This is a genomic window from Leptonema illini DSM 21528, assembly GCF_000243335.1.
Taxonomy (GTDB): Bacteria; Spirochaetota; Leptospiria; order Leptospirales; family Leptonemataceae; genus Leptonema; species Leptonema illini.
This window is the reverse complement of sequence record NZ_JH597773.1, coordinates 3,638,384-3,652,303: the sequence shown is the minus strand read 5'-3', so window position 1 is coordinate 3,652,303 and position 13,920 is coordinate 3,638,384. Positions and strand designations below refer to the sequence as shown.

Genomic DNA, 13,920 nt, shown 5'->3' with positions numbered 1-13,920 from the left:
GATCACATCTTCACGCCCATCAGATCGAGGATGCGCTCCAGGTCATCGAGCGAGCTGTACTGGATCGTCAGCTTTCCGCCTCCGCTGCCTTTATGCGCCAGATCAACCTTTGCCGTCAGACGGGCCCTGATGCGCTCTTCCATCTTTCGCGTATTCGCATCCTTGCCCGACGACTTCGCCTTCGTCGGTCCGGCGACTTCGGTTAACTTCGCCACCTCGTCTTCCACACGACGAGCAGACCATCCCTCTCTGGCGATCCGGCCGGCAAGCTGGGTCATCATCTTCCGATCTCCGAGACTGAGAAGCGGCCGGGCCTGCCCTGCCGTAATCATCTTCTCTTCAACAAGCTTGAGTATCTCTTCGGGCAACTTCAACAGACGCAGCAGGTTCGTAATCGTCGTGCGGTCCTTTCCTACCTTCTTAGCCAGGTCGCCGGGCTTATCGCCGGTCAGCGCCATCAGGCTCTCGTAGGCTCGCGCCTCTTCAATGGCGCTCAGGTCTTCACGCTGGATGTTCTCAATCAACGCGACCTCAGCCGCACGCACGTCGTCGAAGTCCTTAATGACGGCGGGGATCTTTTTATATCCGACCAGCTTCGAGGCTCGCCAGCGACGCTCTCCCGAAATAATCAGATAACGATTGCCTTTTTTGCGCACGACGATGGGCTCGATGACGCCGACGTTCTGGATCGTCTCGGCGAGCTCGCTCAGCTCCTGCTCTTTAAAGACGCGGCGTGGCTGATCCGGATTCGGATCAATCTCGTCGAGGTTCAGGTATTGAAACTCCGACGAAGAGGCGACGCTCGCCGACGGAGCATCGGGAATAAGATTCGAGAGGCCGCGGCCCAGTCCTGTTTTCTTCAAGCTCATAGTAGTTCTTCCTTTATCCTTCTACATCGATCCGACTGCCTTTCTTGCAGTACGAAGATCCATCGGTATCAGATGCGCTTCACCAGCTCTTCGGCGACGCCCTGATAGGCCGCTGCACCCGGACTGTCGGGCGCATAGATCAGGATGCTCTGGCCGAACGACGGCGCCTCGGAGAGCTTCACGTTACGCGGCACGATCGTTTGAAAGACCGCATCCTGAAAGTGTCCGCGCACATCGTCGACGACCATGCGAGACAGATTCGTTCTCTGATCGTACATGGTGAGCAGAACGCCCGTCAACGCAAGGGCAGGGTTCAACGACTTCTGCACCATCTGAATCACCTTAACAAGCTGTGTGATCCCCTCGAGCGCATAGTACTCGGTTTGAAGCGGGATGATGACGCCATCCGCAGCGCAGAGGGCGTTCAGCGTGAGGATACCGAGGTTCGGCGGGCAATCAATAAGAATGACGTCGAAACGATTGCGAACCGGATCAAGATACCCTTTGAGGCGATGATTGCGATTCTCGCTTTCCAGAAGGTCCACCTCAATACCCGAGAGGTTGACGTTTGACGGAACGATCTGCACGCCTTTCTCTGCCGACTCCACGATGCACTCGGCCACCGAATACTCTTCAAGCAGGATCTCGTAGATCGTGCGCTCCGTCTTATGAATATCGATTCCAAGTCCCGAGGAGGCGTTGCCCTGCGGATCAAGATCGACGATGAGCACCGACTTACCGAGGCGGCCGAGAGCGGCGGCGAGGTTGATCGTGGAGGTCGTTTTCCCGACTCCGCCTTTCTGGTTGGCAATAGCGATTATCTGCGCCATGAATGTTTCCTTTGTGTGTGATGTCCTGCCATGCTATCACGGCAATCGGTCATTTCTCTGAAGCGGCCCGCAGTCCCTGAATGGTCTTCCACGGAACGGGCTGAAGCGTCGATGTGCGGTTCTTCTTCCGTAGCAGAAGCAGATGCCGTTCACCGATAAAATCCAGTTCGGCCAGCGGGCAAGATTCTTCCACCATCAAACCGAACTGTTGCAGCAGTTTTTCTGATTCCGGGGTGACAGGCGAGGGGCCGGTGGCCAGCGCCATCTGTCCTTTAAGAAGATGGCGCAGTAAAATGGCGTTGAAAGGGAAGGGGATGAGCGCCCGGGCCGTTACGATATCATAGTCGCCTTTGCTTTCCTCGGCGCGGGCATACTGAAAGCGCACTCGTCCCTTCAGCCGTTGCAGGCGCTCCGGGGGCAGCGAACGGTGGAACTCCTCCAGCAGTGATAGGCGCCGACGGGACGAGTCGAGCAACGTGACATAAGGAGGCTCTTTCAGGCAGGTAAACAGATAGCCTGGCAACCCCGGCCCGCTGCCTGCATCGAGGATTTTTGTTTCACGTGAAACACCTTTCAGGGACATAATGCGGGCCACATAGGCCAGGCTCTCATACAGGTGACGATCGGCGATCCTCTCGAAATCGCCCTTTGAGAAGAACCCGCCGATATCATTCTTCTCACGCAAGAAGGAGTAAAACGATTCGATCGCCTGCCCATCAAAGAGTTCGAGAATCGTCCGGTCGGCCGCCGGATTCAGATCTTCAAGAAAAGACATGTGACCTTCTTTTTGTCGGAGCATTCCCTGAAATCCAATAACCAGGAAATTTCAGATGCTCTCCTGCCAGCGTCTCGTTGATTGGGCCATGCGTCTCTTGCCCTTTCGCTCCTTTGCCGCCCTGATCCTGTGTGGCGCTCTGCCGCTTGCCATGAGCTGCTCGCCCCTTCAGCCATCCGAGATCTACTACAAGCGAGACGCCCTTTATAACTTTCTCGAAGAAGGCTTCCTTTCGCCCGATCTCTTACAGGCAGCCGGTTCTTCGACCATGCGGGCCGGTGACGGACAACTGCAACAGATGCGCCAGGCCTGCCTCAATCGGGCCGGCGAGATGGCGCATGACCGCCTCGTCTCGATGATGCTGCATACGCGGTTCGGAGTCCCTGGAAGCGCTAAACAGGAAAAAGGGGATTTCAAGCAGGACTATCCGCACGTCTTTACTGACAGGGAGATCCTGCTCGGCTCCATCGACTTCGCCGATCTGCTGAACCGCTCCTTCGTAGCCTTTCAGGACTTTAACGAGAACGGCTGTCAGGTCAGTGTCAGGTTGCTTGAGTCCGATCTTTCGAAGAAGATCCGGCAGCGCCCGATGAGCTTTCGCCCGGCTCTTTGATCCGCTTCAGATAGGACGGTCCGGCATCTCGAAGCGACAATACACCGCAGAGTTCCATCGTCTGACGGAGCTCAACGGCATAGCGCTGCAGCAGCACCTTCACGGCGGGCAGGCCACCCCCGACCGCAGCAATCACAGCGGGGCGACCGACAAGCACCGCATTCGCCCCAAGGCAAAGCATCTTGAAAACGTCGCTACCAGAGCGGATGCCTCCATCGACAAGAACAGGAATGCGTCCTGCCACCGCCGCCACAACCTCGGGCAGCACGCGCGCCGTTCCGGGAAGCTCTTCATGCACCCGACCGCCATGGTTTGAAACGACGATAGCGGCCACTCCCGCATCCACAGCGGCCCGTGCATCGTCCGGATTCATAATGCCTTTCAATATGAACGGCAGGGAAGTGCGCCGACACAGTTCCTCAATAGCGGCAAAGCTGCGAGCCATGCCCTTCTGTCCGCGCAGTGCGAGCGTGCGAAAGGTAATGGCGTCGATATCCATGCCCACCGCAACAAAGCCGCCCTCTGTGGCCTCATCGATGCGCTGTAACAACGCATCGGTATCGGCCCGCGGCTTGAGGATGGCGATTCCAAACCCGTCCTGCTCTTTCAGTACACCGTAAATAGAATGATACTTGTTGATGCTCGCTCCGTCGCCAACCCAGCCGATCGATCCCGTCTCGCGGGTGCCCTGCACGAGGTGTCGGGCAAGCTCTTCTTCTGAGATAGCATCCCCCAGATTCGTCGTCGCCCCCGTCATGGGCGCGATCATAATCGGATGTTCAAGGTGACGTCCGAATAGCTCAAGCCCGGTCTGTGGAGTGACGAACTCTCGAATGTAGCGCGGAAGAATCTTATACTCCGAAAGAGCAACAGAGTTGTCGATGAACGATGCCTGCGAACCGACGCCCCCCATGCCAGGAACGGAGCTTGCGCAGTTTGTTCCATCACAGGCCTTGCAGACCCAGCATACAGATTCGCCAAAGCGTTCCCGTGCCTTCTGCTCCACCTGCTTCCAGTCCACGCTGAAGGTATCGTCGACGGCGATCTGCAGATGCGCAAAGGCAGCAGCGGCAGAAGCCTCGGCCTCGGCAAGCGTGCGTCCTCGCAGAATCACATGGCCGACCTTATCGATGTTGCTTGTGATCGGCTGCATCACCGAGCCGACGGGCTTCGTTATAATGACCTCTTCGACTCCTGGAACGGCTCGCATCGCCTCAATGCCCTCGATGGAAAGGATCTTACCCGGAGCAGAGAGCATACCACGCTCTATACAGACAAAGTCATGCACCGGATCAAGATCGCCCGGCTCTTCACTAAGTGCGATGCGGATGGCTGCGCGATACAGATCGATACCGCTATGCAGAGGGAAGGTGTGCGAACTCATCCATCCGCCTGAAAGACGGGCTGCAATCTCGCCGACCATGACGCCTTTCGGTGTGACTTTTAAATCGCCCTTGCCCGCTCCTGTGTGAATCTCAAGCGCACGCATGCCTGCCTTCATCACCTCTTCGGCCTCGGCCAGAATAGCCGGACTCAAGGCAGACGGCATGTTATGGCCGATCTCGATGAAATAGGGCTCATTGGTGATGATTCGATCGGCGATGCCCGTCATGCGGATCTGTCCATTCCATGCAAGAGCATCCACCGAAAGCTCCGGGCCTTCCATGTATTCTTCGAGGATCAGTTCCCCCGTCGTCGCATATTTCTTTGTATGTCTGTAGGCGCGCTGCAGCTCTTCACGGCTGCGAATCTTGATAACGCCGCGAGCACCCATATTCTCGGCCGGCTTGAGCACGGCCGGACAGCCCAGTTCATCCAGGGCATCCCGCGCCTCTTTCAACGACCATACGGAATAGAAATCGGGAATGGGCACACCGTGCCGCCGCAATGTCTTGCGCATGAGAACTTTATTCGAAGCGGCCTCGGCGGCGCTGTAGCGGATGCCCGGTAATTCGAGCGCTCCGGCGATGGCGGCGACGGCACGGCTGGCATCGGTGCCTGCCGTGATGACGCCGTGCACCTGAATCGTCTGACGCAGCTTTTTCGCCTCGCGCACACATCCGTCGATGTCGCGGGTGCTCATGCGCACGGCCATGTCGGCCTCTTTCATACCCACGGCATCCGGGTCCATGTCGAAGACGATGACAGAAAGCCCCATGCGACGGGCGGTGCGTATAAGCGGAAGCTGCAGCATGCCTCCGCCAATGATGATAAGAGAGCGCTTCATACCGTTTCTATTATCTCTGCTTTGTTTGATTGCCATGAGCGAAAAATCCACTTATCTGGTTCTGAGCCTTCCCCCTTTTCAAGCATCCCTTTTTATGAACGAGCAAAATCCTGTTATTCCGTCACGCTTCGACGTCGTCGTCGTAGGCGGTGGTCATGCCGGCGCCGAGGCCGCTTATGCCTGCGCTAAAGGCGGACTGCAAACCGTACTCATCTCGATGAATCTCGATACGCTCGGCCAGATGTCGTGCAACCCGGCCATCGGCGGTATTGCCAAAGGGCACATGGTACGTGAGATCGACGCCCTCGGCGGCATCATGGGTCGCGTCATCGACGAGACGGGCATCCACTTCAAGATGCTCAATCGCAGCAAGGGTCCGGCCGTATGGGCGCCTAGAGCCCAGGCCGAAAAGAAGGCCTATCAGAACGTCGTGAAGTGGACGCTTGAAGAAACGCCGAATCTAAGCCTGCGCCAGGATACGGTTAACTCTCTGCTCATCGAGAACGATGCGGTGGTCGGCGTCGTCACCGGTCGCGGCCATGAGATCGCGGGCCGGGCCGTCATTCTGACGACGGGCACCTTCCTGAACGGCCTGATTCACATCGGCGAGTACCAGGCAAAATCGGGTCGCATCTCTGAATCGTCGGCCATCGGCCTCTCGGATTGCCTTGCTCATTACGGCTTCGCCCTCGGCCGTCTGAAAACCGGCACGCCTCCACGCGTTCTCAAAAAATCCATTGACTTTTCAAAGACGGAGGTGCAGCCTCCCGACGAGATTCCGCAGCCCTTCTCGTATGCGACACAGGCGATCCGACAACAGCAGATCGACTGCTACATCACCTATACGAACGCAGAGGCCCACCGGCTCATCCTCGATAACCTGGACCGGGCGCCCATGTACTCGGGACAGATCCAGAGTACCGGACCGCGCTACTGCCCGAGCATCGAAGATAAGGTCGTGCGCTTCACGGACCGAGAGCGACATCATATCTTTATCGAGCCCGAAGGCATCCGTACCGGAGAGGTCTATCTAAACGGCGTCTCGACGTCGCTACCCGAAGAGATCCAGTGGAAGCTCATCCGTTCCTGCCGCGGTCTTGAAGAGGCTGAGATCATGAAGCCCGGCTATGCGGTCGAATACGACTATGTCGATCCGCGCGAGCTCGGTCCCGATTTGCAGACGAAGAAGATCCGCCATCTTTACTTCGCCGGACAGATCAACGGTACGACGGGTTATGAAGAGGCCGCCGCCCAGGGCCTCATGGCCGGCATCAATGTGCTGCGTTCGCTGCGCGGAGAGGCGCCCTTTGTGCTTTCGCGAGGGGAGGCCTACATCGGCGTCCTTGTCGACGACCTCGTGTACAAGGGCGTCGAAGATCCCTACCGTATGTTCACGAGCCGCGCCGAGCATCGGCTGCTGCTGCGACAGGATAACGCAGATCGTCGGCTTATGAAATACGGGCATGAGCTCGGCCTGATCACCGACGACGACTTTGCTCGCATGGTCGATCGCTACGCGCGCATCGAAGGCATTCGGAAAAAGATCTATGCGACCGGCATGCGCCCGCTTCCCGAGTTCGACGCGCTGCTGGCCGAGAAAGGCATCCCCCGTACGGACCAGATGTTCGGTAAGACCGTCGACTCGTTTCTGCGCCGTCCCGAGGTGCAGCTTGAGGATGTTCAGGTCTTTGTACCCGAGGTGATGCAGCTCGACGAGGATCACCGACGCATATTAGAGATGGAAGTGAAATACGAAGGCTACGTGAAGCGCGAGATGGAGAACATCGAGCGTCGGGAGAAGGCACGCCAGATCGTCATCCCCGCAGACTTCGACTATGATAGCCTGACTGCTATGAAGAAGGAGGCGCGTGAAAAGCTGAAGCGTCTGCGCCCGGTCGACCTCGACGCCGCCTCGCGCATCTCAGGCGTCGATCCGCCCGACATCGATCTCATTCACATGAGGCTACTTCAGCTGAGCGGCCGCAATGCCTGATCACTGAGCAGGCTGGTCAATGCCAGGCTGGCCTCTGAAGATGTGCTTTGCGTTCTTCAAGCACAGAACTCAACCCAGCCGATAGAGCGCCCGCGCATTCTCGTACAGAATGCGCTGCAACACATCCTCGGCGAAGGCATCCAGAAGGCGCTCCAGATCGGCTCTCTGAAAAGGCATCGGCGCTCGAGTACCCGGCAGGTCGGTCCCAAACATCAGTGCATCGGGATTCACCGCATGAATCTGCCTCATTGCGGCCAGCCAGTTCAAATCTCCGCGATGGAATCCGCTCGCCTTCACACGGGCGCCTCCTTCAACAAGGCGCAGAAGAGGCGGCAGTCCGGCCTCAGACAATCCAAGGTGATCGACGACGATCTGCGGCAACGCCAGCAGCCGCTCGATCAGCCCATCATCGAGCTCTGCTGTATCGATATAAAACTCCACGTGCCACCCTGCCAGTTCATACACGCGCCGGGAAAGGACTTCAATATGATCGGCTGATTCTGATCCGCCACGGCGCAGGTTAAAGCGCACGGCTCGCACACCCTGGCGATGAAGCGACATAATGCCAGTGTCTGGATAATCATAGGGGATCTGGGTGACGCCGACATATTGCGACCCGCGAGCTTCCTGTACCTCAACGGCATTGAGAATCTCAAGCGCATCGAGCAGATAGGATTGATCGAAGCCTTGAAAGCTACCCGATACGATTGCACCGCCGACCGGAGTAACAAGCGTTTCCAGATCGGCCAGCGCCTGTCTGTAATCGTCGACGGTGTAGGGATCGGGCAGAAATCCCTGGTTTTTCGAAATAGGAAAGCGCGGATCGATTATATGTAAGTGCGCGTCAAAGAAGAGAGAAGGCATCAATTTCTTTATAAAGGTACGAACACAGAAAGGCAAGGACAAATAATCACACCACCTACGCACCTCTTAGCGGTGGACTGCACGGATGCCTTCTAAAAAAAGAAACTATGTTTCGCATCGCAACCCGTGGATCTGACCTTGCCCTCGCCCAGACGGAGTATATCCAGGCCAGGCTCGAATCGCTGGGCTATAAAACAGAGCAGCTCATCGTGAAAACGACGGGCGATGTGAATCTTGCGCCTTTTGCCCTGGCCTCCGGAGACGAGCGCAAAGGACTTTTCACGAAAGAGATCGAAGATGCCCTGCTTGCCGGCGAGGCTGACATTGCCGTGCACTCTTACAAGGATCTGCCTTCGGTCTCCGTTCCTGAATTGATGATCGCCGCTATTCCGCAACGGCTCGACTCCCGCGACTATTTCATCTTCAAAAAGAAGGATCAGGTCAGCGATACGTTCCCCTATATCAGAGCCGATGCGCGGATCGGAACATCCTCGGTGCGCCGTCGCTCGCAGCTGCTTCATCTATTGCCGGCCCTACAGGTGATGGAGCTACGCGGTAACGTACCGACCCGTGTGCGACGACTCTTCGAAGAAGGCGGGCCTGAAGGCATTCTGCTTTCGGGGGCCGGAGTGCAGCGCTTAATAGAACAGAAGCGCTTCGTGGAAGAGCATCTGCTCGAACAGCTGGCCATCATGCCCGTCGACGTCGAAACGCTGGTTCCGGCGCCGGCACAGGGAACACTCGCCGTGCAATGCAGGGTTGCCGATTCGGCGGCGCGGGACGCGCTTGCAAAGCTGCACGACTCTTCACTGGCAGAGATCCTATCCGTAGAGCGTGGGGTGCTGGCCGCACTTGAAGGCGGATGCCATCTGCCTCTGGGAATCCAGGCCCATGCACGGGATGGATTCGTCGAAGCGTCCGTCTATCTCGGAAAGGAGTTCTTGAAGACGCGTTATCCGTATACCGTGCAGTTCACGAGACGGCATGCCGAGCCGGCGGTGCTGCGTGAATTCCTGATCGCCGAGTTGAAGGATGCTTCGACTCCACTCTATGTGTTCGGAAAGAAGGATCGCATGCAGTCGCTCTCCGATTCGTATAAAGAGGCCCGCTGCATCGGCGTTATCGAGACGCGGCCCCTTCTGGAGAGACTGCCCGAGCTACCCGACCAGACCGTCATCGGATGCTTCAGCGCCGATGCAGTGCGCCTGATCGAGCAGCTTGACGCACGCTGGTTCAAGAATCTCACGTTTGTGTGGGGAGTGCCGGGCGAGAAGACGGCCGAGATGTTGCTACAGCGTGGTGTGCGTTCGCAGCAGATCGTCATCGGCGACGACGGCACGGGCGCCGGCCTTGCGCGCTCGCTGCTCGCTGCCCGTGAGAGCAGACTTGTCGGCCGACGCATTGTCGGACTCTCGGCCGCCGCCGGTCGCGAAGAATTCTACGATATCATCAGCGCCGGTGGATTCCAGCCCGAACGCGTAGAGGCCTATGCAACTGAAGCGATTGAAATCCCCGCATCAACGATTGCTTCTATTCAAGACGATGCTTTTTTAGTATTTGGAAGCCCGTCCTCGTTTCATGCCTTCGCAGCTTCGCTCGATCGTGTAAAACGGGATTGGTCAAAGGGCTGGCGTATCTGTTCGATCGGCAAAACGACAAGCGAGGCCATTCGTCTTTACTCACAAGAAAGAGGGGTCGCTCATCTTTCGGAGCCCTATATGACGGCTGTAGAACCGGATTATGATCGAATCATCAAACAGATTCTCGGACGCTAACGTCGTTACGCGGAGGCGATCCTTTCGAGCAGCTGCAACGCCTGCCTCTCATACGATCCGCCAAAAAGGGCGACATGCACAAGCAGCGGGTACAGCTGAAAAAACTCGATGCGCCTTTTCAGTAGATCAACGGGAATATCGCGCAGGCTCCGGTAGTCGTCCATCGTAAGCGGGCTTCCAAAGAGCTCCAGCATGGCGAAGTCTTGCTCGGGAAGAGAATACGCCACCGACGGATCGATCAGGTAGGCCTCGCTTCCCGAAAAGAGAACGTTGCCGCTCCAGAGATCGCCGTGAACGGGCGTCGGGCGCTCAGACGCTAAATCCAGCCTTTCAATACACCGATGTATCGTTTGCTCGATCCGGACTTCGGCTAACCCTCGCAAGCGGCCCATCGACTGACATAGCGCAAGCATCGGCTGAATGCGATCCTGCCACCAGAATTCCTCAAACGTTACATGTAAACCGTTGCGCTGCTCAAGTGAGCCGACATAGTTAAAACGCTGATAACCAAAGGCCTCCGCTGAAAAAGAATAGAGCCTCTGCAGCGACCCGAGCAGATCTTCCTTAGCAAGAAGGCGATCGACGGCGCGGTGTTCGATAAACTGCATCGCAAGGTAATAGACGCCCTGCCTGTCTGCGCCTCCCTCTGAACCCATCTCTCTTTTGCTTGCAGGACCTTCTGCCGCATCGTCAGAGGCCGACAACACACCGACCACCGACGGCGTTCGCGCGCCGTGCGTGGCAAGCATGGCCAGACCATCGGCCTCACTCAGGGTCATCTGCAGTCCGTTCACCTGCTTCAGGGCATACACCGGGGCGGAGCCATCCGACAGATGAACCTGCCAGCGAAACAGCGGAAAGAGTGAGCTCGAATGGAACTGTATGGTAGAGCGAAGAACGCTCAGGCCCGGCGACGAATGCCTGTCGTTCAGAGCCTTCTCAAGCTGCCTCTCCAGCGTGCCGGTATTCATAGAGCGACGCTATAAGTACAGGGTAACGGTGCAAACGATTTGCCTCTATAGAGCATAGCGCAATTACGGCCCATGGATTGGCGTAGCCTTATCATCGTATTCTGGTCGGTCTTTCTCGCAGAGATAGGCGACAAAACGCAGCTTGCAACCATGATGTTCTCGGCAGAGGGTCGAGATCCTTATATCGTTTTTATCGGATCGGCCGTCGCCCTAATTCTTGCTGCGGGCATCGGCGTCGTCGCCGGTAACTGGTTGAGCACCCGCATCGATCCGTCTTATATCAAGATGGTGGCGGGGGCCGGATTTATCATCATCGGGGTATGGACGCTTTTCTCTCGTTAAAGACGGCGAAGGATTTTCAGGGCATCTGGACCGTTAGCTGTGCAGACCGGAGTCCGCGCATTAAACGTCGAGTTCGTCTTCGAGCTTCTTGCGCAAGATCGTGAACTGATTCAGGCGGATCTGCGCAATGCGCTTTAATTCGCGCACAGGCTCGATCATGTGCGCCATGCTTCGATCGAGCGAGAACCGTTCTTCCATGACACGCAGCGAATCTCGCAGGTAACGCAGATCTTCTTCGCGCGTGATGCGACGACGCGACATCAGGCGCTTCAGCGTGTCGAATTCCATCTTGCGAAGATGCACGCGCATCAAAAAGACGACCCCGTACTTTTCCACGGCCTTGCCCCAGGATCCGGAAAGATCCATGCGGGCCAATTCCTGATACTCCGGAGTATCGACGGCTCGGCGCACGACCTTCTCGACAGGCCCCTTCGAATCTTCCTCGCCCAGATCTGAATCTGAAGCGAGGTCGCCGAAGCCCGGCATGTCCACACTCTCAACGCCTTCGAGATCGGGAAGCAGCTGACGTAGCTTTACCTGCTTCCAGTAATCCTCGTATTCTTCGGGCTTCTCGGCGATCAGGCGAACGTACTGTTCGAGCATGATCGAGATATTGAGGATCTGCCCGAGCGGCGTGTTGTTGTACTGCTTTACCTCGGGCATCAACTCGCGGATGATCGTTGAGGCCGCCTTGCGCTTGAAAAGCTGCGCCTCATACACCTGCTCGAGTCGCCTGTGATACTCGGCCACAAGCGGATGCAGAATCTCGTTCTTCGCGACGACATAACCGTAGATGCCCGGAATCATCAACCGATCGTCGGGCTCGACGATATGGATCATGAAGATAAAATGCGCCTCCTGTAAAAGGCGCAATTGATACATGAGACTCTCCTCGGAATCGTGCAGATCGCTCATATGACGCCGATAGATGTCTTCGGACGTCGGTATGGGGATCTCCTGAAGCTTCTGGTTGAGTTCCTCCAGTCGCTTCAGGATTTCGAGAAGTGTCTCAAGCGTATTCAACGAAGAAGGCCCTTGCTTTTGAAGATTCCCGTAATCGCCGCCAGATCCTCGGGCGTATCCACGCCGGGCAGCGAAGCTTCCGTAATGAAAACGCCGATAGAATGATCGTTTTCAAGGGCGCGCAGCTGTTCGAGGGACTCGGCATCTTCAAGGCCCGAGGCGGGCAGCGTATGAAAACGCATGAGGAAGTCACGCTGATAGGCGTAGATTCCCAGATGCAGATAGACCGGACGATCCACCTTGTTACGAGGGAAGGGGATGAGCGAACGTGAGAAATACAGCGCCCTTCCGCTGCGCGTCATCACAACCTTCACGCGATTCGGTTGCAACGGATCTTCACCCGGCTTGAACGGACGAGCGGCCGTCGTCATCTCCCAGTCCGGGTTCTCGATCTTCATGCGCGCTACGCCGTCGATCAGCTCGGGCTCGATGCCGGGCTCGTCGCCCTGGATATTCACAAGAATATCGTAATCCTTGTAATACTCGGCCACCTCGGCCAGACGATCGGTGCCGCTTTTATGCTCTTCGGATGTCATGAGGCATTCGCCGCCAAAGGCCTCGACGGCCTCGCGCACGCGCTCGTCGTCGGTGGCGATGACAAGATGGTCAAGGCCCTTCGCCTGCTTCGCCGCCTCATATACATATCGGATCATCGGATACGTTCCGATCTTCGCAAGAACCTTTCCCGGAAACCGGGTCGAACCGTACCTTGCCGGTATCACTCCTAAAACCTTTCCCATGACTCATGCTCCAGACGACTTTTAAAATTCACTTTGAACACGTCTCATAATCCCCCGTGGGTTTATTGACGGGTTCTTCCTGCTAAAGGGCAGGCATACTATCTGCATTGATTCGATCAAGCACACGGCAAGCGTCAAGAAGCGGAGCCGGCTCATGTGTGCGAATAAAATCCGCGCCGCGCAACACGCAGGCCAGCTCGGCTGCCAGCGTCGCCGACTGTCGCTCCGTGACGTCTCGCCCCGTTATGGCGCCAAGAAACGACTTACGGGAAACGCCCACAAGCAGCGAAGTACCGTACCGGGCCTTTAATTCGGGCAAGAATCGGATGGCCTGCACGGAGCACTGAGGATTGCGTCCGATAAAATGCCCCATGCCCGGATCAAGGATCATCCGCTCACGCGCAACGCCAGCCTTCTCAAGCGCCTCGATTCTTTCATCGAAAAAGGCGATCAATCGTGACGGTATCGATGCCGGATCAATCTCTTCGACCCGGGCCCGTCCGCTCTGCACGCTATGCATGATGACCAGGCGGACTTCGCTATCGGCGAGCTCCGAATAAAACGAGCGATCTGCGAAGCCCGAGATGTCGTTGAGGAACCTGATGCCGCTTCGTAGAAAATGACGTTGCACCGGAGTACGAAAACTATCGATCGATATAGAAAGTCCGCGCTCAAGCAATGCGGGCACAACGCGATTCAAGCGATCGATCTCATCCTGTACAGAGACGTCCGCTCCGGTGGGGTTAGACGAGACGGCGCCGATATCGATTGTTGTTGCTCCCTCTTCGATCAACCTCAGCGCCTGTCGCTCAGCCGCTGCACCCTCGACGAAAAGCCCTCCGTCCGAGAAAGAATCCGTCGTCATATTGAGGATGCCTGCGATATGCGGAATCATAGG

At 56.9% G+C, this 13,920-nt stretch carries 13 protein-coding genes; 4 read left to right on the top strand and 9 right to left on the bottom strand.

Annotated features, from left to right (window positions below; translation table 11 throughout):
• Positions 1–2 precede the first annotated feature (2 nt).
• The 3 genes from LEPIL_RS16870 to LEPIL_RS16860 all read right to left on the bottom strand — a co-directional run bounded on the left by LEPIL_RS16870 (position 3) and on the right by LEPIL_RS16860 (position 2,474).
• Positions 3–869, bottom strand: coding sequence for a ParB/RepB/Spo0J family partition protein (locus LEPIL_RS16870; RefSeq protein ID WP_002774312.1), 867 nt, complete (start codon positions 867–869; stop codon positions 3–5).
• A gap of 68 nt (positions 870–937) precedes the next feature.
• Entirely contained in the window at positions 938–1,699 is a 762-nt protein-coding gene (locus LEPIL_RS16865; protein ID WP_002774311.1) for a ParA family protein, read from the bottom strand.
• 49 nt (positions 1,700–1,748) lie between these two features.
• On the bottom strand, positions 1,749–2,474 hold the full coding sequence (locus LEPIL_RS16860; protein ID WP_002774310.1) for an RsmG family class I SAM-dependent methyltransferase: 726 nt from the start codon (positions 2,472–2,474) through the stop codon (positions 1,749–1,751).
• A gap of 55 nt (positions 2,475–2,529) precedes the next feature.
• On the opposite strand from LEPIL_RS16860, the gene LEPIL_RS16855 reads away from it, so the two are divergent.
• Positions 2,530–3,087: a hypothetical protein gene (locus LEPIL_RS16855; RefSeq protein WP_002774309.1), complete on the top strand. Its 558-nt coding sequence runs from the start codon at positions 2,530–2,532 to the stop codon at positions 3,085–3,087.
• Here the strand turns inward: LEPIL_RS16855 and LEPIL_RS16850 are convergent.
• A complete protein-coding gene (locus LEPIL_RS16850; protein ID WP_002774308.1) occupies positions 3,017–5,314 on the bottom strand; it encodes an alpha-hydroxy-acid oxidizing protein in 2,298 nt (765 codons plus the stop codon). The two genes, LEPIL_RS16855 and LEPIL_RS16850, sit on opposite strands and share 71 nt — an antisense overlap.
• Before the next feature lie 94 nt (positions 5,315–5,408).
• On the opposite strand from LEPIL_RS16850, the gene mnmG reads away from it, so the two are divergent.
• Complete coding sequence (gene mnmG, locus LEPIL_RS16845) at positions 5,409–7,307, top strand: tRNA uridine-5-carboxymethylaminomethyl(34) synthesis enzyme MnmG (RefSeq protein ID WP_040920525.1); 1,899 nt, start codon at positions 5,409–5,411, stop codon at positions 7,305–7,307.
• Positions 7,308–7,376: 69 nt separating this feature from the next.
• Here mnmG and LEPIL_RS16840 read toward each other — a convergent pair whose 3' ends face one another.
• Positions 7,377–8,171, bottom strand: a complete 795-nt coding sequence (locus LEPIL_RS16840; protein ID WP_002774306.1) for an amidohydrolase family protein — start codon at positions 8,169–8,171, stop codon at positions 7,377–7,379.
• A 107-nt stretch (positions 8,172–8,278) separates the two neighbouring features.
• Between LEPIL_RS16840 and hemC the strand changes: the two genes are divergently transcribed.
• A complete protein-coding gene (gene hemC / locus LEPIL_RS22495; protein WP_002774305.1) occupies positions 8,279–9,946 on the top strand; it encodes a hydroxymethylbilane synthase in 1,668 nt (555 codons plus the stop codon).
• A 5-nt stretch (positions 9,947–9,951) separates the two neighbouring features.
• Here hemC and LEPIL_RS16830 read toward each other — a convergent pair whose 3' ends face one another.
• On the bottom strand, positions 9,952–10,917 hold the full coding sequence (locus LEPIL_RS16830) for a fructosamine kinase family protein (RefSeq protein WP_002774304.1): 966 nt from the start codon (positions 10,915–10,917) through the stop codon (positions 9,952–9,954).
• Positions 10,918–10,989: 72 nt separating this feature from the next.
• Between LEPIL_RS16830 and LEPIL_RS16825 the strand changes: the two genes are divergently transcribed.
• A complete protein-coding gene (locus LEPIL_RS16825) occupies positions 10,990–11,259 on the top strand; it encodes a TMEM165/GDT1 family protein (RefSeq protein ID WP_002774303.1) in 270 nt (89 codons plus the stop codon).
• 60 nt (positions 11,260–11,319) lie between these two features.
• Here the strand turns inward: LEPIL_RS16825 and LEPIL_RS16820 are convergent, their stop codons facing one another.
• The 3 genes from LEPIL_RS16820 to folP form a co-directional block, all read right to left on the bottom strand.
• Entirely contained in the window at positions 11,320–12,282 is a 963-nt protein-coding gene (locus LEPIL_RS16820) for a hypothetical protein (protein ID WP_002774302.1), read from the bottom strand.
• The gene (gene kdsB / locus LEPIL_RS16815) at positions 12,279–13,022 is read right to left on the bottom strand and encodes a 3-deoxy-manno-octulosonate cytidylyltransferase (RefSeq protein WP_002774301.1); all 744 of its coding nucleotides are present in this window, start codon (positions 13,020–13,022) and stop codon (positions 12,279–12,281) included. Before kdsB ends, LEPIL_RS16820 begins: the two co-directional genes overlap by 4 nt.
• An 82-nt stretch (positions 13,023–13,104) precedes the next feature.
• Complete coding sequence (folP, locus tag LEPIL_RS16810) at positions 13,105–13,917, bottom strand: dihydropteroate synthase (protein WP_002774299.1); 813 nt, start codon at positions 13,915–13,917, stop codon at positions 13,105–13,107.
• Positions 13,918–13,920 lie beyond the last annotated feature (3 nt).

Excerpts from the sequence above, each read along its gene's own strand:
- LEPIL_RS16870 (WP_002774312.1), bottom strand. The coding sequence starts at position 869 with ATGAGCTTGAAGAAAACAGGACTGGGCCGCGGCCTCTCGAATCTTATT.
- LEPIL_RS16865 (WP_002774311.1), bottom strand. The coding sequence starts at position 1,699 with ATGGCGCAGATAATCGCTATTGCCAACCAGAAAGGCGGAGTCGGGAAA.
- LEPIL_RS16860 (WP_002774310.1), bottom strand. The coding sequence starts at position 2,474 with ATGTCTTTTCTTGAAGATCTGAATCCGGCGGCCGACCGGACGATTCTC.
- LEPIL_RS16855 (WP_002774309.1), top strand. The coding sequence starts at position 2,530 with ATGCTCTCCTGCCAGCGTCTCGTTGATTGGGCCATGCGTCTCTTGCCC.
- LEPIL_RS16850 (WP_002774308.1), bottom strand. The coding sequence starts at position 5,314 with ATGAAGCGCTCTCTTATCATCATTGGCGGAGGCATGCTGCAGCTTCCG.
- mnmG (WP_040920525.1), top strand. The coding sequence starts at position 5,409 with ATGAACGAGCAAAATCCTGTTATTCCGTCACGCTTCGACGTCGTCGTC.
- LEPIL_RS16840 (WP_002774306.1), bottom strand. The coding sequence starts at position 8,171 with ATGCCTTCTCTCTTCTTTGACGCGCACTTACATATAATCGATCCGCGC.
- hemC (WP_002774305.1), top strand. The coding sequence starts at position 8,279 with ATGTTTCGCATCGCAACCCGTGGATCTGACCTTGCCCTCGCCCAGACG.
- LEPIL_RS16830 (WP_002774304.1), bottom strand. The coding sequence starts at position 10,917 with ATGAATACCGGCACGCTGGAGAGGCAGCTTGAGAAGGCTCTGAACGAC.
- LEPIL_RS16825 (WP_002774303.1), top strand. The coding sequence starts at position 10,990 with ATGGATTGGCGTAGCCTTATCATCGTATTCTGGTCGGTCTTTCTCGCA.
- kdsB (WP_002774301.1), bottom strand. The coding sequence starts at position 13,022 with ATGGGAAAGGTTTTAGGAGTGATACCGGCAAGGTACGGTTCGACCCGG.
- folP (WP_002774299.1), bottom strand. The coding sequence starts at position 13,917 with ATGATTCCGCATATCGCAGGCATCCTCAATATGACGACGGATTCTTTC.